Annotated in this window: 24 protein-coding genes; 13 read left to right on the forward strand and 11 right to left on the reverse strand. The window is 68.4% G+C overall.

The features are described from left to right. Positions 1-48 precede the first annotated feature (48 nt). The 5 genes from OPU67_RS06650 to mutM form a co-directional block, all read right to left on the reverse strand. The gene (locus OPU67_RS06650; protein ID WP_267618540.1) at positions 49-816 is read right to left on the reverse strand and encodes a HesA/MoeB/ThiF family protein; all 768 of its coding nucleotides are present in this window, start codon (positions 814-816) and stop codon (positions 49-51) included. Then, the gene (locus OPU67_RS06655) at positions 813-1,238 is read right to left on the reverse strand and encodes a DUF983 domain-containing protein (protein ID WP_267618541.1); all 426 of its coding nucleotides are present in this window, start codon (positions 1,236-1,238) and stop codon (positions 813-815) included. Before OPU67_RS06655 ends, OPU67_RS06650 begins: the two co-directional genes overlap by 4 nt. 190 nt (positions 1,239-1,428) lie before the next feature. Beyond that, positions 1,429-2,832 carry a chromosomal replication initiator protein DnaA gene (gene dnaA / locus OPU67_RS06660; RefSeq protein WP_267618543.1) on the reverse strand — a complete coding sequence of 468 codons (1,404 nt, stop codon included), beginning with the start codon at positions 2,830-2,832 and terminating at the stop codon, positions 1,429-1,431. Between the two features lie 517 nt (positions 2,833-3,349). Continuing rightward, positions 3,350-3,610, reverse strand: coding sequence for a 30S ribosomal protein S20 (gene rpsT / locus OPU67_RS06665; RefSeq protein WP_267618544.1), 261 nt, complete (start codon positions 3,608-3,610; stop codon positions 3,350-3,352). Positions 3,611-3,785: 175 nt separating this feature from the next. Then, positions 3,786-4,601, reverse strand: coding sequence for a bifunctional DNA-formamidopyrimidine glycosylase/DNA-(apurinic or apyrimidinic site) lyase (mutM, locus tag OPU67_RS06670; RefSeq protein WP_267618545.1), 816 nt, complete (start codon positions 4,599-4,601; stop codon positions 3,786-3,788). 177 nt (positions 4,602-4,778) lie between these two features. Between mutM and OPU67_RS06675 the strand changes: the two genes are divergently transcribed. From OPU67_RS06675 to OPU67_RS06700, 6 genes are all read left to right on the forward strand, one after another. Then, positions 4,779-5,534, forward strand: a complete 756-nt coding sequence (locus tag OPU67_RS06675; protein ID WP_267618546.1) for a class I SAM-dependent methyltransferase — start codon at positions 4,779-4,781, stop codon at positions 5,532-5,534. Positions 5,535-5,680: 146 nt separating this feature from the next. Further along, on the forward strand, positions 5,681-7,237 hold the full coding sequence (gene ubiB, locus OPU67_RS06680; RefSeq protein WP_267618548.1) for a 2-polyprenylphenol 6-hydroxylase: 1,557 nt from the start codon (positions 5,681-5,683) through the stop codon (positions 7,235-7,237). Further along, on the forward strand, positions 7,234-8,349 hold the full coding sequence (locus OPU67_RS06685) for a hypothetical protein (protein WP_267618549.1): 1,116 nt from the start codon (positions 7,234-7,236) through the stop codon (positions 8,347-8,349). Before ubiB ends, OPU67_RS06685 begins: the two co-directional genes overlap by 4 nt. A 74-nt stretch (positions 8,350-8,423) precedes the next feature. After that, positions 8,424-10,091, forward strand: a complete 1,668-nt coding sequence (locus tag OPU67_RS06690; protein ID WP_267618550.1) for a bifunctional phosphopantothenoylcysteine decarboxylase/phosphopantothenate synthase — start codon at positions 8,424-8,426, stop codon at positions 10,089-10,091. Further along, positions 10,088-10,546, forward strand: a complete 459-nt coding sequence (gene dut / locus OPU67_RS06695; RefSeq protein WP_267618551.1) for a dUTP diphosphatase — start codon at positions 10,088-10,090, stop codon at positions 10,544-10,546. The genes OPU67_RS06690 and dut overlap by 4 nt, the downstream gene beginning before the upstream one ends. A gap of 126 nt (positions 10,547-10,672) precedes the next feature. Next, complete coding sequence (locus tag OPU67_RS06700; RefSeq protein ID WP_267618553.1) at positions 10,673-11,380, forward strand: RBBP9/YdeN family alpha/beta hydrolase; 708 nt, start codon at positions 10,673-10,675, stop codon at positions 11,378-11,380. A gap of 93 nt (positions 11,381-11,473) precedes the next feature. Here the strand turns inward: OPU67_RS06700 and OPU67_RS06705 are convergent, their stop codons facing one another. The 4 genes from OPU67_RS06705 to secB all read right to left on the reverse strand — a co-directional run bounded on the left by OPU67_RS06705 (position 11,474) and on the right by secB (position 15,521). Continuing rightward, the gene (locus tag OPU67_RS06705; protein WP_267618556.1) at positions 11,474-12,148 is read right to left on the reverse strand and encodes a DUF4136 domain-containing protein; all 675 of its coding nucleotides are present in this window, start codon (positions 12,146-12,148) and stop codon (positions 11,474-11,476) included. Positions 12,149-12,302: 154 nt separating this feature from the next. After that, entirely contained in the window at positions 12,303-13,322 is a 1,020-nt protein-coding gene (gene trpS, locus OPU67_RS06710; protein ID WP_267618558.1) for a tryptophan--tRNA ligase, read from the reverse strand. 2 nt (positions 13,323-13,324) lie between these two features. Next, positions 13,325-14,947 (reverse strand): murein biosynthesis integral membrane protein MurJ, encoded by a 1,623-nt coding sequence (gene murJ / locus OPU67_RS06715; RefSeq protein WP_267618560.1) that lies wholly within the window; start codon positions 14,945-14,947, stop codon positions 13,325-13,327. Between the two features lie 28 nt (positions 14,948-14,975). Next, on the reverse strand, positions 14,976-15,521 hold the full coding sequence (secB, locus tag OPU67_RS06720; protein WP_267618562.1) for a protein-export chaperone SecB: 546 nt from the start codon (positions 15,519-15,521) through the stop codon (positions 14,976-14,978). 280 nt (positions 15,522-15,801) lie between these two features. Between secB and OPU67_RS06725 the strand changes: the two genes are divergently transcribed. From OPU67_RS06725 to OPU67_RS06750, 6 genes are all read left to right on the forward strand, one after another. Further along, positions 15,802-16,428: a Tim44/TimA family putative adaptor protein gene (locus OPU67_RS06725; RefSeq protein WP_420708970.1), complete on the forward strand. Its 627-nt coding sequence runs from the start codon at positions 15,802-15,804 to the stop codon at positions 16,426-16,428. A gap of 61 nt (positions 16,429-16,489) precedes the next feature. After that, a complete protein-coding gene (locus OPU67_RS06730) occupies positions 16,490-17,686 on the forward strand; it encodes a murein transglycosylase A (protein ID WP_267618566.1) in 1,197 nt (398 codons plus the stop codon). 170 nt (positions 17,687-17,856) lie between these two features. Further along, positions 17,857-18,288 (forward strand): Smr/MutS family protein, encoded by a 432-nt coding sequence (locus OPU67_RS06735; RefSeq protein WP_324255348.1) that lies wholly within the window; start codon positions 17,857-17,859, stop codon positions 18,286-18,288. A 102-nt stretch (positions 18,289-18,390) separates the two neighbouring features. Continuing rightward, on the forward strand, positions 18,391-19,626 hold the full coding sequence (locus OPU67_RS06740; protein ID WP_267618571.1) for a glycosyltransferase: 1,236 nt from the start codon (positions 18,391-18,393) through the stop codon (positions 19,624-19,626). A 2-nt stretch (positions 19,627-19,628) separates the two neighbouring features. Next, a complete protein-coding gene (locus OPU67_RS06745; protein ID WP_267618573.1) occupies positions 19,629-20,582 on the forward strand; it encodes a glycosyltransferase family 2 protein in 954 nt (317 codons plus the stop codon). Between the two features lie 207 nt (positions 20,583-20,789). Next, positions 20,790-21,059 (forward strand): GlsB/YeaQ/YmgE family stress response membrane protein, encoded by a 270-nt coding sequence (locus OPU67_RS06750; RefSeq protein WP_267618576.1) that lies wholly within the window; start codon positions 20,790-20,792, stop codon positions 21,057-21,059. Positions 21,060-21,393: 334 nt separating this feature from the next. Here OPU67_RS06750 and OPU67_RS06755 read toward each other — a convergent pair whose 3' ends face one another. Further along, a complete protein-coding gene (locus tag OPU67_RS06755; protein WP_267618579.1) occupies positions 21,394-21,864 on the reverse strand; it encodes a sigma-70 family RNA polymerase sigma factor in 471 nt (156 codons plus the stop codon). 264 nt (positions 21,865-22,128) lie between these two features. Between OPU67_RS06755 and OPU67_RS06760 the strand changes: the two genes are divergently transcribed. Next, a complete protein-coding gene (locus OPU67_RS06760; RefSeq protein ID WP_267618582.1) occupies positions 22,129-22,821 on the forward strand; it encodes a DUF4142 domain-containing protein in 693 nt (230 codons plus the stop codon). A 62-nt stretch (positions 22,822-22,883) separates the two neighbouring features. On the opposite strand, the gene OPU67_RS06765 is transcribed toward OPU67_RS06760, so the two are convergent. Beyond that, on the reverse strand, positions 22,884-24,311 hold the full coding sequence (locus OPU67_RS06765) for an alpha,alpha-trehalose-phosphate synthase (UDP-forming) (protein ID WP_267618584.1): 1,428 nt from the start codon (positions 24,309-24,311) through the stop codon (positions 22,884-22,886). Positions 24,312-24,342 lie beyond the last annotated feature (31 nt).

Consider the following 24,342-nt stretch of genomic DNA (forward strand, 5'->3'; position numbering starts at 1 on the left):
GCACACAAAGCGTGCCGCGCTGTGGCGGGCGCGAGGCAGGACGATGCCTCAGGCGCCGCAGGTGCGGCAGGCAGGATCCTTGGCGATGCGGATCGTGCGCAAGGACGGCTCGAGCCCGTCGAGCACGTGCAGGCGCCCCCAGCCGGGCTCGCCAAGAGTGCTTACGCCTTGGAGCAGCACCTTCACCGCCTGGAGCGCCGCGAAGGTGCCGGCCCAGCCGGCCATCGCGCCGAGCATCCCGTCGTCCGCGCAGGTGTCGCAATCCTCGGCGTCGAAGGCATCGCCGACGAAGCAGCGGTAGCAGGCCTCTTCGGCCAAGTGCCCGGCAAAGGCGGCGACCTGGCCCTGGAAGCGGCCCACGGCGGCCGAGAGCAGCGGGATGCCGGCCGCGACGCAGGCATCCGAGACGGCAAGCCGCGTGGCGAAGTTGTCCGTGCCGTCCAGCACGAGGTCGGCCCCGGCGATCAGGCTGGCGGCATTGTCCGGCGTGATCCGCGCGTCCGAGACGTCGACCGTGAGGGTGTCGTCGAAGTTCGCGAGCCAGCGCCGCGCCGAGACCGCCTTGCCGTAGCCCACGTCGCGGGTGGTGAAGATCGTCTGACGCTGGAGGTTGGAAGTCTCGACCACATCATCGTCGACCAGCGCGAAGTGGCCGATCCCGCTCGCCGCGAGATATTGAAGCGCGGGCGAGCCGATCCCGCCGAGGCCGATCACCGCCACCCGCGATTCGGCAAGGCGCACCTGCCCCGCGCCGCCCACCTCGGGCAGCACGATGTGGCGGGCGAAGCGGTCGAGCCGCGCCGGGGACAGGCTCATTCGCGCAGGTCCTCCGGCACGCGGCGCTCCTGGCGGAAGGCGCCGATGCCCTGCCACCACATGAAGGCGATCACCGCGCCCTTGGACGGCTGGAGCATCGCGACGAGCATGACGACCGCGACCGGCAGGGTGATTGCGAGCGTGAGGGCAGCGGACAGATGCCACGTCGCGATCATCGCGATCACCACCGGCGCAAGCAGGTGGCCGACCACGAAGATGCCGATATAGGCCGGAAAGTCGTCGGCCCGCTGGAGCGACCAGTCCTGGCCGCAATGGGCGCAATGATCGACGGGCTTCAGCCACTTAGCGAACAATCGTGCCTCCCCGCAGCGCGGACAGCACCCCTTCGCCCCGCGCAGGAGGGCGGGAACAGCCGCCGAAGGCAGGTCGACAAGGTCAGGGGAAAGGCGTTCGGAAGCCATGGAAAAGCTGTTTACAGCCTGTGGACCGCCTGTCGACAACCCTGTTGAGGGGGTTGTCGAAAGTGCGGGGAGAAGGTGGTGAAGTCTTGCCGTTCCCACCCCCAAGCCCCTCCCGCAGGCGGGAGGGGAGTTGGTCGCGCTTCCAATCCCCCTCCCGCCTGCGGGAGGGGTTAGGGGTGGGTGCGAAAAATCAGCTCTCCAGCTGGCGCAGCAGGCTTCTGACGTCGCCGTCCATGTCGGCATCGCGCTGGCGCAGGTCCTCGATGAGGCGCACCGCGTGGATCACCGTCGAGTGGTCGCGCCCGCCGAACTTGCGGCCGATCTCCGGGTAGGAACGCGGCGTGAGCACCTTGGAGAGGTACATCGCCACCTGCCGCGGGCGCACCACCGCGCGGGCGCGGCGCTTGGAGCTCATCTCGGAGCGGTCGATGCGGTAGAACTGGCAGACCGTGCGCTGGATCTCGTCGATGGTGATGCGGCGCCGGTTGGCCGAGAGGATGTCGGTGAGCTGCTCCTCGGCGAGTTGCAACGAGACATCCTGGCCCGTCAGCTGCGCATAGGCGATCAGCTTGTTGAGGCCGCCCACCAGCTCGCGCACGTTGCGGGTGATGGTGCGGGCGAGGAAGTCCACGACGTCCTCGGGCACGGAGAGTGGCGCGAAGCGGACCAGCTTGCTGACGAGGATCTTCTTCCTCAGCTCGATGTCGGCGGGCTGGATGTCGGCGACGAGGCCCATCGACAGGCGACTGAGGAGGCGCGGCTCGACCCCGTCGAGCGCCTGCGGGGCACGGTCGGCGGCGAACACCAGCCGCTTGCCCTCGGCGAGCAGCGCGTCGATCGTGTAGAGCAGCTCTTCCTGCGCGCTCGCCTTGCCGATGATGAACTGGATGTCGTCGACCAGCAGCAGGTCGAAGGACCTGAGGCGCGCCTTGAACTCGATCGTCTGGCTCGACTTCAGCGCCTGGACGAATTCGACCATGAAGCGCTCGGCCGAGCAGTAGAAGATGCGCGCCCGGGGGTGGGCGTGGAGATAGCCGTGGCCGATCGCATGGAGCAGGTGGGTCTTGCCCTGACCCGTCGCCGCCTTGAGGTAGAGCGGCGAGAACTGCGGCTGTTCGAGCGCGGCCATGCGCTGCGCCGCGTTGCAGGCGAGGACGTTCGCCTCGCCGGTGACGAAGGCGGCGAAGGTCAGCGAGGGATCAAGGCCCACCGACGAGGTGAAGGTCGCATCGCCCAGCGCGCCTGCCGCCATGGCAATGGCGCTCGCGCCGTCGTTGGCGGGTCGGCGGCCATCGTCGAGACGCAGGTCGGGCAGCTGGCGGCGGCCCGGGTGGACCATGATGTTGACCTTGCGCACTTCCGAGCGCGCGATGCTCCAGGCGAGCTGGAGCCGGTCGTGGAAACGATCACGCACCCAGTTGGCAGAAAACTCGGTCGGCAGGTACAGGTCGAGCGTGCCGCACTCGCGGTTCAGCGCGCCCAGCTGGATCGGCTTGATCCACTGGCTGTGCAGCTGGTGGCCCAGATCCTTGCGCAGGCCCTGGCTGATATCGGACCAATCGGCGGCGAGATTAACGGCTTCGGCATCTTCCATCAGATGTTCGTCGGCATGGCGGCCGGCAACGCGCGCCTTGTCAGTCCTGTGCACAAGCTCATCCCCAATTCACACGCGGTCCGCGCAGCCATGCGGCCACGCAAACACCTTCGACATCCCACTGCGACAGGCACTGCCTTTCCCTACCGCGGAATCATCGATTCCGCGGAACCCCCCTGTCGGCCAGTTTGTAAAACACCCGGACTGTCCCGCGCCGGGTGGAGGTCCTTGTTAGGAAGCCTCGGCGGCTTTGCGCAAGCGCGGACTTTTAAAAAAAGTGAAATATTCAGGTTGACTCGGTGCTGTGCCGCAGACTTGCGTTGAAGCCTTTGAAATTGTTGAAAAACACTCGGTCAGCCATCGCGAATCGCGAGAATTCCTAGGATTTGCTACTGAGTGGGCGGTTGCAGTTTGCACAAGCAAAGGGGCCGCGCCCGAAGAGCGCGGCCCCGCTAAATCCTCGAACCCTCCCGAAGCGGGAATCCTGCTTCAGGTTAGGACCGAATCGCGTCCCGAATCAGAGCGTCGCGACGCGGCGCGTCAGGCGCGACATCTTGCGCGCCACGGTGTTCTTGTGGAGCACGCCACGCGCCACGCCGCGGGCCATCTCCGGCTGGGCCGCCTTGAGCGCCGCGGCAGCCGCTTCCTTGTCGCCCGCTTCGCAGGCCGCTTCGACCTTCTTGATGAAGCTGCGGATGCGGCTGATCCGCGCGCCGTTGATGGCGGCGCGGTTGGCATTGCGGATGATGCGCTTCTTGGCTTGCGGCGTATTGGCCATGATGTCTCGTCTGTCTCGCGTTTGGTTCGGGGCCGCGGCAAGCGACCGGGGATGGGGTGGCGGTGTGCTCGAAAAAGGGCGAGCGGACGCAGGGCCCAACCGCCGGAAAGCGGCGCACATAGTCAGAATGGCCCCGAAGGTCAACGATTCCCTTGGAGCCTTGCGCGAGCGGGCCTCACTTCTGGCAAACGGGACAGTACCATGTGCTGCGCCCGCCCTGCGCGATGCGCCTGATCGTCCCGCCGTCCGCGCGCCGACAGGGCTCGCCGTCGCGGCCGTAGACGTCGAAGGAAGAGGCGAAGTAGCCGAGCTCGCCATCGGGCCGGGCATAGTCGCGCAAGGTCGAGCCGCCGTCGCGGATCGAGGCCTCGAGCACCGCGACGATCGCGGGCACGAGCCTTGCAAGCTGCGGCCCGGTGACCTTGCCAGCGGGCTTGGTGGGCCGGATGCCCGCCCGCCACAGCGCCTCGCACACGTAAATATTGCCGAGCCCGGCGACGATCCGCTGGTCGAGGAGGGCGAGCTTGATCGAGAGCACCTTGCCCTTCAGCGCGGCCTTGAGATGCGCCGCCGTCAGCCCCGGCCCCAGCGGCTCCGGCCCGAGCGCGGCGAACTGCGGCCAAGCCTCCAGCGCCTCGGTCGCCACCAGGTCGACCGAACCGAAGCGCCGCGGATCGCACAGCGCGAAGCGGTGCGCGGCGGTGTCTAGCAGCAGGTGATCGTGGCTGTCCGGCGTCTCGGGATCGATCCGCCAGCGCCCGCTCATACCGAGGTGGAAGATCATCGTCATGTCGCGGTCGAGGTGCACGAGGCCGTACTTGGCCCGCCGCCCGAGCGCGGTGATGGTGGCGCCAGTCATCACCTGCACGAGATCGGCGGGGAAGGGGCGGCGCAGGTCCGCGCGGTTCAGCGTCACGCGGGTGATCCGCTCGCCCTCGAGGAACCGGGCGAGGCCGCGGACGGTGGTCTCGACTTCGGGGAGTTCAGGCATCTTGCTTGTGTTCGCTTTCGCTCACGGACCGCGCCGCCGGCTCCCCGGCCCTTCCGACCGGAGCCTACCGGGACATCATCCGGGTGGAAGGGCGGGGGGCGGGCGGCGCGGCGAACGCAACTCCGATTGCCTCTATCACCCTTTGCCTATGGGGCAATTCCCTCTAGGGAACCGCGCATGAGCGACACCACCGACGAAACCGTCTCCTTCGGCTACCAGCAAGTCACCCCGCAGGAAAAGACCCGCAAGGTCGGCGAGGTCTTCTCCAGCGTCGCGAAGAAGTACGACATCATGAACGATGCGATGTCGGGCGGGATGCACCGGCTGTGGAAGGACCGCTTCGTGCGCCGCGTGAAGCCCCGGCCCGGCGAGCAGATCCTCGACATGGCGGGCGGCACCGGGGACATCGCGTTCCGCATGGCCGCCCGCGGCGCGCACATCACGGTCGCCGACATCAACCAGGACATGCTCGACGTCGGCGCCGAACGCGCGCTGGAGCGGGGTTTCTCGGAGGAGGACGGCAGCCTCGTCTTCACCCGCCAAAACGCCGAGGAGGTGACCTTTGCCTCGAACAGCTTCGACGCCTACACCATCGCCTTCGGCATCCGGAACGTCACCCACATCGACCGCGCCCTGAAGGAGGCGCTCAGGGTGCTGCGCCCCGGCGGGCGGTTCTTCTGCCTCGAGTTCTCGACCGTCGAGTGGTCGGGGCTGAAGGAGGCCTACGACCTCTATTCCGAGCACCTGCTGCCGCGCATGGGCCAGGCGATCGCGGGGGACGCGGATTCCTACCGCTATCTCGCCGAATCGATCCGCAAGTTCCCGCCGATGCCGGCCTTCGAGCAGATGATCGCCGGCGCGGGCTTCGCCAACACCCGGGTCGAGCCGATCATGGGCGGGCTGGTGGCGATCCATTCGGGGTGGAAGATTTGAGCGGTGCGCCTGAATTCTCCCCTCCCGCTCGCGGGAGGGGCCGGGGGTGGGCGTGGGCCGTAGCGGCCCACCCCGCTGCGACTAGGCTCGCCTGCGGCTCGCCAAGTCTCGCTGCCCCTCCCGCAAGCGGGAGGAGGTAGGGCATCATGACCTCCTCTCTCGTCCACCTCTCCCGCCTGTTCCGCTGGGGCGTCACGCTCGCGCGGCGTCGCGCGCTGGTGGGGATCGAGAACGATCCCAACGCGCCCGCCGCCGTGCGCCAGTTCGTCCGCCTCGCGCGCCTCGCAACGATGACCGGCAAGCGCGGCAAGCCCGACTATGCGGGCGCCTTCCGCGCCATCGGCCCGGCGGCGATCAAGCTCGGGCAGAGCCTCGCCACCCGGCCCGACCTCGTCGGCGAGGAGGCGGCGAACAACCTCCTGTCCCTTCAGGACAGTCTCCCCCCCGTACCCTTTGCGCAAATCCGCGCCGCCATCGAATCGAGCTTCGGCCAGTCGCTCGAGAACCTCTTTGCCGAGATCGACCCCGAGCCGGTCGGCGCGGCCAGCATCGCGCAGGTCCACAAGGCCGTCACGACCGACGGACGCAAGGTCGCGGTCAAGGTGCTGCGCCCGGGCATCCGCGAGAAGTTCGCGCGCGATATCCAGACCTATGAATGGGCGGCCGCCCATGTCGAGCAGATGGGCGGCGAGGCGCAGCGCCTGCGCCCGCGCCTGACCATCGCCAATTTCAAGCGCTGGACCAATTCCGAGCTCGACCTGAGGCGCGAGGCCGCCTCGGCTTCCGAACTCGCCGAGCAGATGGCGGGCGTCCCCGGCTACCGTATCCCGCAGATCGACTGGGACCGCACCAACGGGCGGGTGATGACGGTCGAATGGATCGACGGGATCAAGATCAGCCGCACCGACGAGCTGCGCGCGCGCGGCCACGACCTCGCCGCGATCTCCGAGCGGCTCGTCATCAGCTTTCTCACCCAGGCGATCAGCACCGGCTTCTTCCACGCCGACATGCACCAGGGGAACCTGTTCGTGGAGGACGACGGCACGATCGTCGCCATCGACTTCGGGATCATGGGCCGCATCGACCGCCGCGCGCGCCAATGGCTCGCCGAGATCCTCTACGGTCTCACCACCGGCAACTACCAGCGAGTCGCCGAGATCCATTTCGAGGCGCAATACGTGCCCTCCTACCACTCGGTCGGCGAATTCGCGACGGCGCTGCGCGCCGTGGGCGAGCCGATGCGGGGCAAGCCTGTGAAGGAGCTTTCGGTCGGTCAGATGCTCGACGGGCTCTTCGCCATCACCCGCGACTTCGACATGCAGACCCAGCCGCACCTGCTGCTGCTGCAAAAGACGATGGTGATGGTCGAAGGCATCGCCACCCAGCTCAACCCCGACATCAATATGTGGGACACCGCCGCACCCTATGTGCGCGAATGGATCCGTGACGAGCTGGGGCCGGAAGCGGCGCTCGCTCAGCGCATCAAGGACGATACCGAGACCCTGCTGCGCCTGCCGGGACTGATCCGCCGGCTGGAGGAGAAGTTCCCGCCGAAGGGCGGGGCACCCGAAGCGCCGCCGCTCCCCGAGATCGTGCTGCTCACCGACAAGCGCGAGGGGAGCGGCTGGTTCGGCTATCTCGTGGCCGCGCTGGCAGGCGGGGGCGCGATGTGGGGCGCATTGGCAGCCGGCTGGATCGGATGACGCGGGCCTCGCGCGCATCGCTCCTCGAGCGGTGGGACGCGCTGGGACGGCCTTTCGCACGATTGCCGCGCCGGGGCGCGATGCTGATGCTGGCGGCGCTCGCGGCAGCGATGGCGTGGAGTGCCTTCGCGGTCGTGCCCCGAGGCGGCGATGCAGCCACGACGAGCGCCTCCTCGAGCGCGGCCTCCGCGCCGCGGAAAGGCAGCGGCGACCTTGCCCTCTACGCCGCCATCCACGCCCGAATGGCGAGGGGCGAGGGCTATTACGACGCCGCATTCGCCGAGCACCGCGCGCGCAATTACCCCACGCAACCTTTCGTCGCGGTGCGCCTGCCGACGCTGGCATGGCTCCAGATCGCGGTGGGGCTTGGGGGGGTGCGCTATTGTATGATCGGGCTGGTCGCGGCGAGCCTCTTCGCGCTGCATCGTGGTTTGCGGGGCATCGCGGCGTGGCACGAGGAGGCGCTTGCGCTGGTGATCCTGGCGCTGGGCGGGGCGGCGGTGATGGCTCTACGCGCGGGGCTGATCCACGAGCTGTGGGCGGGACTGTGTCTGACCCTCGCGCTGCTGCTCTACCGCGAACACCGCTGCGCGCCGGCACTCCTCGCCGCCGCGGGCGCGTTGGCGGTGCGCGAGCTGGCGCTGCCCTTCGTCCTGCTGTGGCTGGCCTTCGCCCTCGCCGGCAAGCGCTGGCGCGAGGCGGCGGGGGTGGTGGGGCTGCTCCTGGCCTTTGCTGTCGGCATGGCGCTGCACTTCATGGCGGTGGATGCCCTGCGCCTGCCGGGCGATCCCGTCTCGCAGGGGTGGAGCGCTTTCGCCGGTGCCGCCCTGCCCCTCACCGCGGTGTGGCGGCTGACCGGGCTTCACGACCTGCCGCTCGCGCTCGGTGCGCCGCTGGCGATCCTCCCGCTGCTTGGATGGCTTTCGCTCGGCGGCCGCTTGGGGCTGCTCGCCGCGCTGTGGTTTGCAGGGCTCGGCCTGATGACAGCGCTGTTCGCGCGGCCCGAGAATTACTACTGGGTGCAGCTGGCCCTGCCCGCCTACGGCATCGGCCTCGCCTTCGCCCCCCGCGCGCTCGGCGAACTTGTGCGCGCGGCGGCAAGGCAAACTTAACCAAGCTTTGCGAAGGCTGATGCAAAGCACTATGTCTGTCACCCCAAGGGCGAGGCGCGAGAGGCGGTAGCACAATGAGCGTTGCGGAAGCGGACGCCGGTCACGGTCCGCGCATCCTGCTGGTCGTCGGCGGCGGCATCGCGGCCTACAAGGCCTGCGAGCTCGTGCGCCTGATCCGCAAGGGCGGCGGCGAGGTGACCTGCGTGCTCACCAAGGGCGGGCAGCAGTTCGTCACGCCCATGTCCCTCGCCGCGCTGAGCGAGAACCAGGTCTACACCAACCTCTTCGACCTCAAGAACGAGGCGGAGATGGGGCATATCCAGCTCTCGCGCGAGGCTGATCTCGTGGTCGTCTGCCCGGCGACCGCGGACCTTGTCGCCAAGATGGCGAACGGGATCGCCGACGATCTGGCGACGACGCTGATCCTCGCCACCGACAAGCCGGTGATGGCGGTGCCGGCGATGAACGTCAGGATGTGGGAACACGCCGCCACGCAGCGCAACATCGAATTGCTGAAAGCCGCCGGCGTCACCGTGCTCCACCCCGACAAGGGCGCGATGGCCTGCGGCGAGTTCGGCTATGGCCGCCTGCCCGAACCCGAGGCGATCTGGCACGCGATTGCCGACCATTTCGGCATCGCCGTGCCCGAGCCCCAGCCGCAGCTCGCGCCACCGCTTTTCGAAGTCGAGGCGCTCGAGCCCGAGGAGGAGGATGACGGCGCTGCCGCCATGCCCGAAGGCAAACTCGGCGGTTTCCTGTCGCGCATCATCCCGCGCTCCACCGCCAAGCGCAGCCATGCCGAGATCGAGGCCGAATACGAGGATCTCCCCGCGCCCGACCTTGCCGATTTCCCGCTGCCCGAGGCCGAGCCCGCCCCCGATTTCGCGCCCGATTTTTCCGGTCCGCTGCTGGCCAAGAAAGGCAAGGCCGGCGCCGCCCCGCCGATCGACCTCGCCGCGCTCAACCACGTCATCGACCCGCGCAAGGCCCCGCCCGAACAGCTCGCCCCGGCCGTGCCCGACCCCATCGAGGCAGAGCTCGGCGCCGTGGCGGAGGGCGCGGACTTCGGCATCGCCGCATCGCACCGTCCGCTTGCCGGGCGGCACGTTCTGGTCACCGCCGGGCCGACCTGGGAGGCGCTGGACCCGGTGCGCTACATCGCCAACCGATCGAGCGGGAAGCAGGGCTTCGCCATCGCCGCCGCCGCCGCCGCGCTGGGCGCGCGGGTGACATTGGTGGCAGGGCCGGTCGCCCTGAAGACCCCGGCGGGCGTGCGCCGCGTCGATGTCGAGAGCGCGCTCGACATGGCCGAGGCGGTGCGCCGCGCGCTTCCCGCCGATGTCGCGGTGATGGTCGCCGCTGTTGCCGACTGGCGCCCGAAGGACTACCGGGCCGAGAAGATCAAGAAACGCGGCGACGCCCCGCCGGCGCTGATGCTGACCGAGAACCCCGACATCCTCACCAACCTTGCCGGGGCCCCGCGCCGCCCGGAACTGGTGATCGGCTTTGCCGCCGAGACCGACAACGTGCTCGAACACGCCAAGGCGAAGCGCAAGCGCAAGGGCGCCGACTGGATTGTCGCCAACGATGTTTCGGGGGACGTGATGGGCGGCGACAACAACCGCGTCGCGATCATCAGTGCCGACGGGGTCGAGACGCTCGAGGAAATGCCCAAGGCTGCCGTTGCCATGGCGCTGGTCGAGCGGATCGCCGCATCGCTGCGTGCCGAGGCCGCCGAGTGAGCGCAACTGTCGATGTCCAGGTTAAGCGCCTGCCGCATGGGGCGGGCCTGCCGCTCCCGGCCTATGCCACCGCGGGCGCGGCGGGGATGGACGTGGTGAGTGCCGAGACCGTGACCCTTGCCCCCCGCGCGCGCCACGCGGTCGCCACCGGCCTCGCGCTGGCGATCCCGCCGGGTTACGAGATTCAGGTGCGCCCGCGCTCGGGGCTCGCATTGAAGCACGGCATCAGCGTGCCCAACACGCCCGGCACGATCGATTCGGACTATCGCGGCGAACTAAAGGTGATCCTCATCAACCTCGGGGATGAGCCCTTCGCCATCCAGCGCGGCGACCGCATCGCCCAGCTGGTTCTCGCGCCGGTGGTGCAGGCGGCGTGGGCCGAGGTGGCGGAGCTTGATTCGACCGGGCGAGGCGAGGGCGGCTTTGGCTCGACCGGGGGCCACGCAAGGCTCTGAACGCCTCGCCCGGAAAAATCGCACCGCCTGTCGCCAGTCACTTGTCAACCGGATTGGTTGAGTTATCTTTAGGCCCGTCGGACCATACCAATGGACGGCCATTCACGCCCTTCAAGGAGCGCCGACATGGCCCATACGCACGAACTCGACACCACCCGCATGGCCGAAGATCCGCTGATCCTCACCATCCCCGGTCTCAACAACTCCAACCCGCAGCACTGGCAATCGCGCTGGGAGGCGACCATCCCCGATTGCGAGCGGGTGGAGCTGGGGATGTGGGACGATCCGCATCGCAACACCTGGGTGAACAAGATCAACCTCGCGGTGCACCGGGCGCGGCGGCCGGTGATCCTCGTCGCGCATTCGCTGGGCTGCCATGCGGTCGCGTGGTGGGCGGAATACGAGCAGCCCGCCCACGGCAACCCCGTGGTGGGCGCGCTGCTGGTTGCTCCGCCGGACGTGGAGCGCGATGGCGTGGACGAGCGGCTCGCCCGCTTCGCCCCGCTGCCGCGCCGGCCGCTGCCGTTCCCCGCCTTCCTCGCCGCGAGCGAGAACGATCACTACTGCTCGCTGCGCACAGCGCGCGGGCTGGCCACGGACTGGGAGGCGACCTTCGCCTATGCCGGCTCGGTCGGGCACATCAACGCCGACAGCGGGATCGAGGACTGGGCGTTCGGCCAGCTGCTGCTCGCCCAACTGCTGCGCGAGCATCGCAACCGGCAAGGCATCGGCCGCGAGGACGAGACCGCCACCCGCCGCCGGGCCGCGGCGCGCTACACCCGGCTGCCGTGGATCCACAGCGCCGCGCGGCAGGATCACGCGGCCGAAGTCTGATCCGCGCCGAGCGGGCAACAAAAAAGGCGGCGCGATCCCCTGCGCCGCCTTCTTGTTCCCGTCCAAGGGTCTCTTGAATCGTTTGTTACACCATCAGTCGACGGGACGCACGGTCTTTTCGTCGTCGCGGATGGTGATCCGCACCGTCTCGCCCGAATTCCCGGGGAAGTCGGTGAACAGCGCGTCCACCAAGTTCGGCACGAGACGTGGCAGGCGGTTCGATCGCGACACGGCTTCCGCCTTGCCCTCGAAAAGGCGCACGCCATCGACCCGGCGATCGATCTTCACATCGACGCCGCTCGTATAGATCGTGTAGCTGCGCACGTCCGGACCGCCGAAGAACGGATCGTTGAAGCCGAAGCCCCAACCGCCGCCCCAGCCGCCCCAACCACCCCACGGGCCCCACGGACCCCAAGGACCGAAGCCTCCGAATCCGCCCACCCCCGGACTGGTCCGCACCCGCTCGCGCCCGCCATCGACGCGATAGTCGAGGCGCACCAGCATGTCGGCGCTCTCGGGCGAAGCGGCGCGGGTGTAGCCGAGTTTCTGCAGCTCTTCGGCCACCTCGTTGGCGTAGGTTCCGAACTCAAGTCCGCCAGCGAGGCGCGGGTTCTCGGCGACCACCGCGAAAGTCTGGCCGGCGGGTGCGGGCAGCGGCACGGCGAAGCGCGACACGTCGGCCTTGAAGGGTGCCGGTGCGCAGGCGGAAAGCCCGAGTGCGATGGCCGCAGGAAGGGCGATACGGGTCAGGGTTTTGATCGGCAACATGTGGCAGAACATGACACAACCTCAAAGTGGGAGCCATTGCAATTGCAGCAATGGCGTTTGACCGCGATATCCTATTACATGCCCCTGAACGCTATTTGAATATTGTCCACGCTGAGCAACGGCTCGTCGCGGGTTCGCCCTCGGGCGGTGCCGGTCAGTGGCGGACAAGCCCCAGCGCCCGGTAGGCAGCGGCCAGCGTCGGCGCGCCGCGTTCGCGCGCTTTCGCCGCCCCGCGGGCGAGGATCGCGTCCAGCGCCTCGTGATCGCCCTTCAGGGCCACGAAGCGGTCGCGGATCGGCGTGAGCTTCGCGACTAGCAGCTCGGCTAGCGCGGGCTTGAAGGCGCCGAAGCCCTGCCCGCCATGTTGCGCGAGCACCTCTTCCACCGACTGGCCGGCAAGCGCCGCGTAGATGCCGACCAGATTGCGCGCCTCTGGCCGATCCGCCAGTCCGGCTTCCTCGGACGGCAGCGGCTCGGGATCGGTCTTCGCCTTCTTCACCTTCTGCGCCATGGTGTCCGCATCGTCGGAGAGGTTGATCCGGCTCATGTCGGACGGGTCCGACTTCGACATCTTGGCGGCGCCATCGCGCAGGGACATGATCCGTGCGGCTTCCGCCGGGATGATCGGCTCGGGCAGAGTGAAGACCGGCGCGTCTTCCGAGGCAAAATCGTTGTTGAACTTCTGTGCGATGTCGCGGGCGAGCTCGAGGTGCTGCTTCTGGTCCTCGCCCACCGGCACGTGGGTCGCCTGGTAGAGCAGCACATCAGCGGCCTGCAGTACCGGGTAGGTGAAGAGCGCGACTGACTGGCCCTCGCGGTTCTTGCCGGCCTTGTCCTTCCACTGGGTCATGCGGTTCAGCCAGCCCATGCGGGCCGTGCCGTTGAGGAGCCATTGCAGTTCCGGGTGCTGCGGCACCTGCGCCTGGTTGAACAGGATCGCCTTGTCGGGATCGAGGCCGCAGGCGACCAGCGTCGCCACCAGTTCGAGGGTGGAGGCGCGCAGCTCCGCCGGATCGTGCGGCATCGAGATCGCGTGCAGGTCGGCGATGAAGATCAGGCACTCCCCGCCCGCGGCATGAGCATCGTCCTGCAGCTTCACGTAATTGCGGATCGCGCCCAGGTAATTGCCGAGGTGCGGCTTGCCGGTCGGCTGGATGCCGGAAACCACGCGCATTGTCACTCAACCTCCAGAATGTCGTCGTCGGCCTTGGTGCGGGCCGGTCTGCGCCGCCGCAGTAGCTGGCCGATGATGGCCTTGTCGAGCGCGCCGAGCGCGAAGGCGGCGGCGAAGAAGGTGGCGCCTCCGGCGGCGACCAGCAGGCCAAGCGACCAGATGCGCCCATACCACGGCCCGCCGTAGTGATCGGCCATCAGCGGCATCAGGACCCACAGCACCCCCGTCATCGCCGCCGTGGCGAGCAGCTGGCGCGCGACCTTTCCGAACAGCGGCGCGGTGAAGTGGAACCAGCCGCGGCGGTGGAGGATCGCGTAGAGCAGCAGGCAGTTGAGGCTCGCCGAGGCGGCGGTGGCGCCGGCAAGCCCGACGATGCCGAAGCGCTCGACCACGTAGAGGTTCACCGCGATGTTGAAGATGAGGGATGCGAGCGCGGTCCACACCGGCGTCCTTGTGTCCTCGCGCGCGAAGAAGCCGGGGTTCAGCACCTTGACGATCACGTAGGCGGGAAGGCCGGCGACCAAGGCAACGACGATGTTCGCCATGATCGCGCCGTCCGCGGGGGTGAACTTGCCGCCCACGAAGAAGGCCGTGCAGAACGCGGGCGCGCACACCGCCAGTGCGGCGGCGGCGGGGAAGGTGAGGAGCGTCGCGATCTCGAAGGCATTGGCCTGCAAACGCTGCGCCTCGGCATTGTCGCCGGTGTGGATGTGGCGGCTCAGCATCGGCAGGATCGCCGTGCCCAGCGCGATCCCGACGATCCCGAGCGGCATCTGGTTCAGCCGGTCGGCGAGCTTCAGCAGCGTCAGCGAGCCCTGCGGCAGCGATGTCGCGAAGAAGGTGTCGACCAGCTGACTGATCTGGTAGATCCCCGCCCCGAAGGTCGCCGGCAGGATCAGCGCGCCGAGCCGCCGCACCTCGGGCGTCAGGCGCGGCCATGTGACCTTGAGCCTGACCCCGGCGCGCCGCGTCTCCCACGCCAGGTAGGCAAGCTGCGCAACACCCGAAAGCGACACGGCGCCCGCGAGGGCATAGACGACCAGCACGTCGTTGCCGGTCCCGCCCCGCAGCCGGTCGCCGATGATAATCGCCGATATCAGGCAGATGTTGAGCAGGATCGGCGCCGCCGCCCCAGGCCCGAAGCGCGACCGGGCATTGAGCAGCCCCGAGAGCATCGCCACCAGGCTGATGAGGCCCAGGTAGGGGAAGGTCACGCGGCTGAGGAACACCGAGAGCTCGAACTTGCCCGGCACCTCCGCATATTCGCGGGCGAGCAGCCACACGATCCCCGGCATCGCGACCATGCACAGCGCCGAGAAGCCGAGCAGGACCCACAGGAACACCGAGAGCACGTCGTTCGCGAAGCGGTTGGCGGCCTCCTCGCTTCCCGGCTGGCCGTCATTCCCGTGCAGCGCGCGGCTGTAGAGCGGCACGAAGGCGACGCTGAAGGCTCCTTCCGCGAAGAGGCGGCGGAAGGTATTGGGCAGGGTGAAGGCGAGCTGGAAGGCGTCCGCCGCCAGCCCCGCACCCAGGGCGCGGGCGAGCAGGATGTCGCGGGCAAAGCCGAACACCCGGCTCACCGCGGTCAGCCCGCCGATCGTGCCGACGTTCCTTAAAAGCCCCATCGCCTGCCCCGCCCCCGGGCGCCCGGTATCAGGCGTTGCCCGTCACCGGCTTGATCGGCTCGCCCCCGGAAGCCTCCTCGGCGCGGCGCGCGGCGAGCTGCTGGGCGTAGATGCCGTTGAAATCGACCGGGTCCACCATCAGCGGCGGGAAGCCCGCATCGCGCACGGCATCGGCAACGACGCGGCGGGCGAAGGGGAACAGGAGGCGCGGCGCTTCGGCATAGAGGAAGGCGTGGGCATGGTCCTCGGGCACGTTGCGCATACCGACAAGCCCGCAGAAGGCGAGATCGACCATGTACATCGTGCCGCGCTGCGAGGTCGCGGTGAGCGTCAGCTTGAGCGTCACCTCGTGCACGCCCTCTTCGATCGGCTCGGCGGCGATGTTGAACTGGACGTCGATCTGCGGCGGTTCGGGCCACTGGTAGACGTCGGGCGCGCTGGGGTTCTCGACCGACAGGTCCTTGACGTACTGGGTGATGATCCCCGCCGTCGGCAGGGTGTCGGCGCCGTTCGGCTTCGGCCCCTCGCCGGTTCCCGTGTCGAGGTTGGTGAGGACGCCTTCTTCTTCGGCCATGATCGCTGTGGTCTTTCGCTTGCAATGGATTGGGGGCACCGGCCGCACGCGTGATGAACGGGCCCTGCGCGCGGCGCGTAGCAGGCGCGCAGGGACGCCGCAACCGCGCCGGCGTGCGGCCCGGCGGATTCAACCCGCGCGTCAACCTAACGGACGTTGGCGAATTGTAATGAAGCCCTATTTAAGGCACTGTCGTATTTCCTGCGGCGGCCGGGGCGTTTCTCCGTGCGCCGTTATCGATGATCGGATTGCTACAGTGCTCGAAATCGTACTTCTCGCCATGGTCGCCGCGTTTCTCGGCCTGCGCCTCTACTCGGTGCTCGGACGCCGCGCCGAGCACGAGGAGGAGCCGGCCGTCCAGCGCTTCGAATCGGAGGAGAAGCCGGCGGTTCGCCCTGCCGCCATCCCCGCTCAGCCCGTGGCCGCGCGTCCGGCCGAGCTGGACGGTGTCATGCCTGCGGTCGAGCGCGCGCTGCGCGACATTGCGGCGGCCGATCCGATGTTCAATCTCGCCCAGTTCCTCGATGGTGCCAAGGGCGCCTACCGGATGATCCTCGAAGCCTTCTGGAAGGGCGACCGTGAGACCCTGCGCGAACTGTGCGACGACGATGTCTATGCCGGATTCGTCGGCGCCATCGACGCGCGCGAGGCGGCAGGCGAGACCCTCGACAACACGTTGATCCGCATCGAGGAGGTGCGCATCCACTCGGCTGTGCTTGATGGCCGCATGGCGCGCATCGCGCTGCTGTTTGTCGCCGACATCGCCGCCGTCACCCGCGACCGCGAGGGCACGGTGATCGCCGGCTCGCTCGACGATGCGATCGAGAGCCGCGACGTGTGGACCTTCTCGCGCAATGTCGGCGCGCGCGATCCCAACTGGCTGCTCGACGAGACCGACGAGGGCTGAACCGGGTTCGGGGTTTGGATCGACGGCCGGCCTTCGGCTCCGGCCTCCGGAGGATCGCTTGATGCGCGCGGCTCTTGCCCTCGCCCTGCTTCTGGCCCTGACGGCCTGCGGACGCAGCGCTCCGCAGCGCGCGCTGCCGCCGCCGGCGGTGACCGCACCGGCTGGCGTCGTCGCCGCCAATGCCGTGCTCGCCGGGGTGGCGCTCGGGCCGACGCTCGCCGCGCTCCGCCTTGGCGATGGTGACGCGCGCGGGGCGCTCGCCAGCTTCGTCGAATCCTGCCCGCGTCTGCTCGCCCGCGACGACGTGAGCGGCCTCACCCGCCGCGAGGACTGGCGGCCGGTGTGCGATGCCGCCCGCAGCGCCGATCCGGGCCGCGCGCGGGCGTTCTTCGCCGAGCAGTTCACGCCGGTGCGGATCGGCGATGGCAAGGCCTTCGCCACCGGCTATTTCGAGCCGGAGATCGCCGGCAGCCGCACCCGGCGCGCAGGGTTCGAGGTGCCGGTCTATGCCATGCCGACCGACCTCGTGCGCGGCTGGCCGGACGATGTGAAGCCCTCCGAGCGCACCGGCCGCCCGCCGCTCGGCCGCTATGACGAACGGGGCCGCTTCGTGCTTTACCACGACCGCGCGGCGATCGAGGACGGGGCGCTTGCCGGCAAGGCGCAGGTGATCGCCTGGGCCGCCGATCCGGTCGAGTTCTTCTTTCTCCAGATTCAGGGCTCGGGCCGGCTGCGCACGCCCGAGGGCGAAGTGATCCGGATCGGCTATGCCGGGCAGAACGGGCGCGAATATGTCGGGATCGGCGGCGTGATGCGCGACCGCGGGCTGCTCGGCAGCGGGCCGGGGAAATACTCCGGGTCGATGCAGGGGATCATGGCCTATATCCGCGACAATCCGCGCGAGGGGCGCGAGCTGATGCGATTGAACAAGAGCTGGATCTTCTTCACCGAGCTGAAAGGCGACGGGCCCCTCGGCGCATTGGGTGTGCCGGTGCGGCGCGAAAGCTCGGTGGCGGCGGACCCCGCCTATGTGCCTCTCGGCGCGCCGGTGTGGCTCGACCTCGACCGCCCAGAGGCTAATGGTCTGTGGATCGCGCAGGACACCGGCGGCGCGATCAAGGGCGCGAACCGCTTCGACACTTTCTGGGGCGCGGGCGAGGATGCGCGCCGCATCGCCGGCGGCATGAGCGGGCGGGGCCAGGCCTATGTGCTCTTGCCCAGAGACGCAGCCGCGCGGCTGGTCGCCAGCCGGCGATGAGGCCGCCGCGGGGGCTGACGGCGGGCGAGCAGGCCGCCTGGGCGCACCTCGCCGCCAGCGTGAAACCGCTGCCCGGAAAGACGCGGCCCATTCCTCCCCTTCAGGGGAGGGGGACCAGCGAAGGTGTTGGAGGGGCTCGCGCCGCTGCTGCAAAGGCCCCGCCCAAATTCGTGAAGCCCGCTAAGCCAGCCTCCGGAGCCTCTCGCCTGCCCCTCAACCAGTCTGCGGCTGGTACCCCTCCCCGTCCCGGGGAGGACAAGGGTCTCGACTCGCACTGGGACCGCCGGGTCAAGTCCGGGCGGCTCGAGCCGGACCTGACGCTCGACCTGCATGGCCACACGCTCGACGGCGCCTATGAGCGGATCATGACCGCGCTCGATCAGGCGCGGGCGATGGGCGCGCGGGTTGTGCTCGTCGTCGCGGGGCGCGAGCGCCCTGTCGATCCCGCCGACCGCATGACGCGTCGCGGGGCGATCCGCGCCAAGCTGCTCGACTGGCTCGCCGCCAGCCGCCACGCCGGGGCGATCGGCGCGATCCGCCGCGCCCATATCCGCCACGGCGGCGAGGGCGCGCTCTACCTGATCCTCAAGCGCCAAGGCTGAACGCGCGGCATGGCCGCCAGCGGCGAAAGCGGCTTGTCGGGTAGAGGGGGCTCTGGCATCAGCGCCCCTGCAGCGGCAGGTACGGCAACGGGGATCTTCAGTGTGAACGTCCGTCTGCATCATCCGGAGGCCGGGACTTCTGCCACCGTTCGGGTCCTGCACGTGTCGGCGGACTTTCCCGATCCAATCGCCCCCGACAAGACCCGCGTGATCCAGAACCTGCTCGCCCTGACGCAGGATCGCTTCGTGCACCGCGTGATCTCGCTCAACCGGAAGAGCCCCGATCTCGCGGCGCTGTTGAGAGGGCCCGCGGCCGCTGTGCCGCCTGCCGCCGTGCCGTTCGACTGGGGGGAGGCCCTCACCTATGAAGCGCCGGGTCGTGGGCTGTTCCACCGCAGCTATCTGCTCCGGACTGCCGATGCCATCGCCGAGCGGATCGAGGGGCAGCTGCGGCCTGACCTCATCGTCGGGCACAAGCTCACGGTCGAGGGGATCGTTGTCCAGCGCCTCTCCGCCATCACCGGCGTGCCCTTCGCGATCACGATCCAGGGCAACACGGACGGCAAGATCCTCGCCGCGCGGCCCGATCTTGCGCCCGTGTTCCGGAGCATCTTCCGCCAGGCCGCGAGCGTGACGGCCTTCGCGCCATGGGCGCTTGCGCAAGTGGCGGCGCGGCTGGGCGAGCGGACGGGCCCCACCGCGATCGTTCCCTGCCCGACCGAACTCGACACGCCCATGCCCCCGCGTCCTGGCGGCCAAGGCCTTCTCAGCCTGTTCCACCTGCGAGGCCATGCGAACAAGAACCTCAAGGGCATGGCCGATGCCTTGCGCCTCCTCGATGCGCGCGGAACGCCGCAGACGCTTGCGATCTGCGGCGGCGGAAGCGCGCAGGACGCCGCGGCAGCCCGCCATAGCGCAGCAGCCGCGCCGGGACTTTCCTTCGAAGGCGCGCTCTCTCGCGACGCGGTGCCGGCACGCATGAATGCGGCCAGCGCCTTCGTCCTGCCATCCTTTCGGGAAAGCTTCGGCCTCGTGTTCATCGAAGCGTTGTTTGCCGGACTGCCGATCATCTATCCGCAGGACCGGGCAGTGTCCGGCTGGTTCGACGATTGCCCCTTCGCGATTCCCGTGCCGCCGCGCGACACGCGAGCGATTGCTGATGCGATGGCACGAGCGGTGCGCGAGGAGCGGGCGCTCAAGGAGGCGCTCGCCGCGTGGCAGGTCTCGAGCGATGCGCAGCGCTTCGGCCGGACCGCAATCGCGCGCGCCTATGCCGAGGCGCTGGAGGCGGCGCTGCCGTGCGCTGCGGATTCCGAACGGAGCGAGAGGCAGTCGTGACCATGCCCGCCGCACCCCGCGAGGCGGACATCGCACCCGATGTCAGCATCCTCATCGTCGCCTACAACTCGCGGGATTTCATCGGCAAATGCATCGAGACCGTGATCGCGCACACGCGTGAGGTGCGCTACGAAATCCTGCTGGTGGACAACGGCACGGACGGGACGGCGGACTTGGTGGCGCAGCGATTTGCGGAGGTGCGGATCGTTCCCGGAATGGGGAACATCGGCTTCGGACGCGGCAACAACCTGCTCGCCGATTATGCCCGCGGACAATACCTGCTGCTGCTCAATCCCGATACCTGGCTGGTCGATCCCGCGATCGACCGATTGCTCGCCTTTGCCCGTTCGCACCCCGGTGCAGCCTGGGGCGGCATCGCCACGACGCCCGACGGCGCCCTTCAGCCGGGCAGTTTCCAGTCGCTTCCCACCGTGTGGAGCGCCTTCTGGGAAGCAGCAGGACGCTCGGCGCCGGCCGAGAACCTGGCGCGGTTCCGCAAGGACCCCGTGGCCCGCCGCGTCGAGGTGCTGAGCGGCGGGTTCATGCTGATCACCCGCGCGGCCTGGGAAAAGGTTGGGGGGTTCGATCCCTCGTTCCTGCTCTATGCCGAAGAGGTCGATCTCTTCGCCCGGTTGAAGGGGGTTGGAGGGGAGGTGTGGCTGGTTCCCGACAGCCGCATCATCCACGATGTCGGCAGCGGCAGCTTCTATTCGCCCGTGCGCATGAACCTCGCCCAGACCGGGCGGATGCACTATGCCCGTCGCCATTGGCGCGCGCCTGCGGCACAGATCGCCGGGTTCGCCTATTGGCTCGTCGCGCTGCGCCGCTGGCTGGTGAGCGCCCTCATGAGCCCGGTCTCGGCAACCCACCGCGCGCGTCGCCGCGCGTTCGCTCCGCTTGTCCTGCGCCCCGGCGGCTGGTGGAACGGTTACGCAGGACGCAATTCGCTCGATTGAGCGGAGCCATAAACACCTTCAAGCTATAGAAAAATCCAGACGCAGATGCCGTCAGCAACGACGCTCCTCGCAGGTCTTGCAAATATAGAAACATAAGTGAGAGCGCAAAACCGCCACGATGGCACCTCTTTGCTGGTCGATTACGTGGATCCAGCGCCTGCGGCGTCCCGGAGCGTGCGTGAAACCCCCTCGGCAAGGAGAACCGAAATGAATCTCATTCTGATCATCATCGTCGGTGGCATCCTGGGCTGGCTTGCCAGCATGGTGATGCGCACCGATGCCCAGCAGGGCATCTTCCTCAATATCGTCGTCGGCGTCGTCGGTGCGCTGGTCGCCGGCTTCCTGATCAATCCGCTGATCGGCGGCGGCACCATCACCCAGGGCGATTTCTCGATCAGCGCGCTGATCGTCTCGTTCCTCGGCGCGCTGGTTCTTCTGGCGATCGTCAACCTGTTCCGTCGCGGCGCTGTGCGCTGATACGGACAGCTGCAAAGGCGACGCGGCAGCTGGCGCTGATTGCGGCGGCGAGCGCGGAAAATCGCGCTCGCCACTTGCAATTGGGGGCCGACAATCTCGTAAATGGCTGAGCGGCGCGGCTTCGGTGCCCAAACGGCGCCCGAGAGTCCGGCGCAGGCCGTCCGCGAAGAGACGGACCAAACGTCCGGCGCAATCAAGCAGAAGACGGGATAAGGGTCTCCATCCCGATCCGGCATTCAGGTGGAAGCGGTTGCGAGGCACGCCGACCACCCCCCTGATGCGGGCCCGCCTCCCCGAGGCGGGCCCGTAAGTCGTTCAGGACAGGGGCGAAGGCTCAGGCGGCAATCTCGGTTCCATCGATGATGGCGCGAATAGCCGCCCGGCCGCGGTTGATGCGGCTCTTGACGGTGCCGAGCTTGCAGTCGGCCGCCTGTGCGGCCTCTTCATACGTCATGCCGGCACCCGCGATCATCAGCAGCATCTCGCGCTGGCCGCGCGGCAACTGGTTCATCGCCCCCTCGATATCCTCAAGATGGATGCGCGCTTCCTGCTCGGGCTCCTGCACGAGCAGCCGCTCGGCAGCCTCGGGCTCCCAGGTCACCAGCCGGCCCTGCTTGCGCATGGCGTTGTAGAACTGGTTGCGCAGGATCGTGAAAAGCCAGGGGCGAAAGTTGCTCCCGGGCAGGAAGGTGTGACGCGACGACCAGGCGCGCACCATGGTTTCCTGCACCAGATCCTCGGCCATGTCGTTCTGACGGCACAGCGAGCGCGCAAAGCTGCGCAGCGCGGGCAGCGAAGCGGTCATCTCGTCCGAAAAGCATGGGAGGGTACGCTCGCAAGTATCGCCCGAGATTGACATGAGTATCGCACCTTTTTGCATTGTGATCCTCCCACGCCCTTCTCGTCGAACGCCCTGCGCGCTTCCCTAAACTCGGAAAGGATTTCGCGACCACGGCTGCGACTATCCGCGTAAAGCGGGTGAGTGGCCTATGTGAGTTCGCCCGGCGCAGGCTGCCCCTAGGACAGCCCGCATTGCCCTGCGGGGGACGCTGATCTGAAAGGATGTAGGATGCGCATTGCACTACTGATCGCGGCGAGTCTGTTGGCCACGGCCTGCGGCAACCGTCAGGCCGAGGGCGAACCCGAACGCGCCGATGCCGGGACCGGCATCGCTCAACCCGATGCCGGTGGCGCTTTTGCCGCTGAGGCTCCCACCGCACAGAACTTCGCGCAGATGGCCGCGATGTCGGATATGTTCGAGATCGAATCCTCGAACATCGCGCTCAAGAAGGTCCGGTCGGGGCCGGTGCGCGAATTTGCGCAGATGATGATCGCCGACCACACGAAGTCGACAGAGGCGCTCAAGAGCGCGGTCGCTGCGTCGGGCATGAGCCTCGATATGCCCGCCAGCCTCGATGCCACGCGGCAGTCGCAGATCGCCGTGTTGAATCGCCTCGAAGGGCAGGACTTCGAGCGCGAATACATGAACCAGCAGATGGCGGCCCATCGTCAGGCGCTCGACCTGCTGAAGTCCTATGCCGGCAACGGTGATACGGCCGAACTGCGCCAGTTCGCGCAGAGCACCATTCCGGCCGTGCAGAAGCATTACGACTGGCTCGAGATCAACGCGCCCGGCACCTCCCCCGCCCGGGCGACGCCCGATGCCAGCGGCGGCACGCCCGGCCAGGCCGAGCGCGGCGTGACGACCGGTCAGACCGCCGCACCCGGCCGAACGGCGACCGGCGCAACGCCGATGCCCTAGGACGAGCCTCTCGCCCGACCGCTGGACCCCCGCACGAGCCTTGGGCTCGTGCGGGGGTTCGCCTATGAGGCGCCCGAGGGGCTCCCGCTGGCGATCAGGCACGGCCCGGCCGTCTGTTCGGAGTTATCGCCAAGCGCATCGAGAAAGCGGTTCGACCACCAGCGCACGTCCTGGGCCGTGATACCGGCCATCATCGCTCTGTGGCGCTCCTGCCGTTCGGCCAACGGCATGGTGAGCGCGCGTGCCAGGGCTTCGGCGATGTCCTCGGGAGAGTGCGGGTTGACGATCAATGCCTCGGTCAACTGTGCCGCAGCGCCGGCAAAGCATGACAGCACCAGCACCCCCGGATCGGCGGGGTTCTGGGCCGCGACGTACTCCTTGGCGACGAGGTTCATGCCGTCGCGCAGCGGGGTGACAAGCCCGACCCGCGCGGCACGGTAGATACCGAACAACTCGTCGCGCGAGAACAGCTGGTTGACGTAGTGGAGCGGCACCCAGTCGAGCGTGGCGAAAGTGCCATTGATCCGCCCCGAGGAGGCATCGAGCGCGTCGCGGATCCGGCGGTAGCTCGGCGCGTCCTCGCGTGCGGGCGGGGCGATCTGAAGCATGAACACCTTGTCGCGCCATTCCGGGCGATCGGCGAGCAACCGCTCCAACCCGGCGAAGCGTTCCTCGAGACCTTTCGATGGGTCCAGGCGGTCGACGCCCACCACCAGACTGCGTCCCTGCGCGCTCACGGCGAGCCGCGTTTCGGCCTGGCGGGCGATCAGGCTGTGCACCGCGCCGCTGAAGTCGTCGGCGTCGAGGCCGATCGGGCACACCATCGCCCGCGTGCGCCACTCGCCGAGGACGACGTGCTCGCCGTCCAGCGTCGCTCCGAGGTGGTTCACCGCATAGTCGAGGAAGGCTGCGCGCCATTCGTCGGCCTGAAATCCGATCACGTCATAGGCGAGCATCGCCAGCGCAAGCTCGCGGTGCTCGGGCAGCGACAGCAGCAGACTGGCAGGCGGCCAGGGGATGTGCAGGAAGAAACCGATCCGGTTGCCGAAGCCCTGTTCGCGCAGGTGCCGGCCGAGCGGAATCAGGTGATAGTCGTGCACCCACACCAGATCGTCGGGCTCGATCAGAGGGGCCAGCGTTTCGGCGAAGCGCCAGTTCACCCGGGCGTAGCCTCCGGCGAAATCGCGGGTGATCTCGGTGAGGTCCGGCCGGTAGTGGAACAGCGGCCACAGCGTGCGGCTGGCAAAGCCGTCGCAATATTCGCGGGCGTCCTGCGGTTCGAGATCGATTGCGGCGGTCGCTACTCCATCCATCCGGCGGAACGTGATCTGGCCGGTAAACGTCTCGATCTCGCTACCCGACCAGCCGAACCAGAAGCCGTTGCTCTCGCGCAGCGCAGCGGCGAGCGCCACGGCGAGCGCGCTGCGGTCGCGCTGTTCGCCCTGGCTCTCGATCTGCACGCGGTTGGAGACGGCGATGAGACGGGGCATGACAAGCCTTTCAGCAGGTTGGAATGGTGGC

Source organism: Erythrobacter sp. WG, from assembly GCF_026586795.1.
Classification (GTDB): domain Bacteria; phylum Pseudomonadota; class Alphaproteobacteria; order Sphingomonadales; family Sphingomonadaceae; genus Erythrobacter.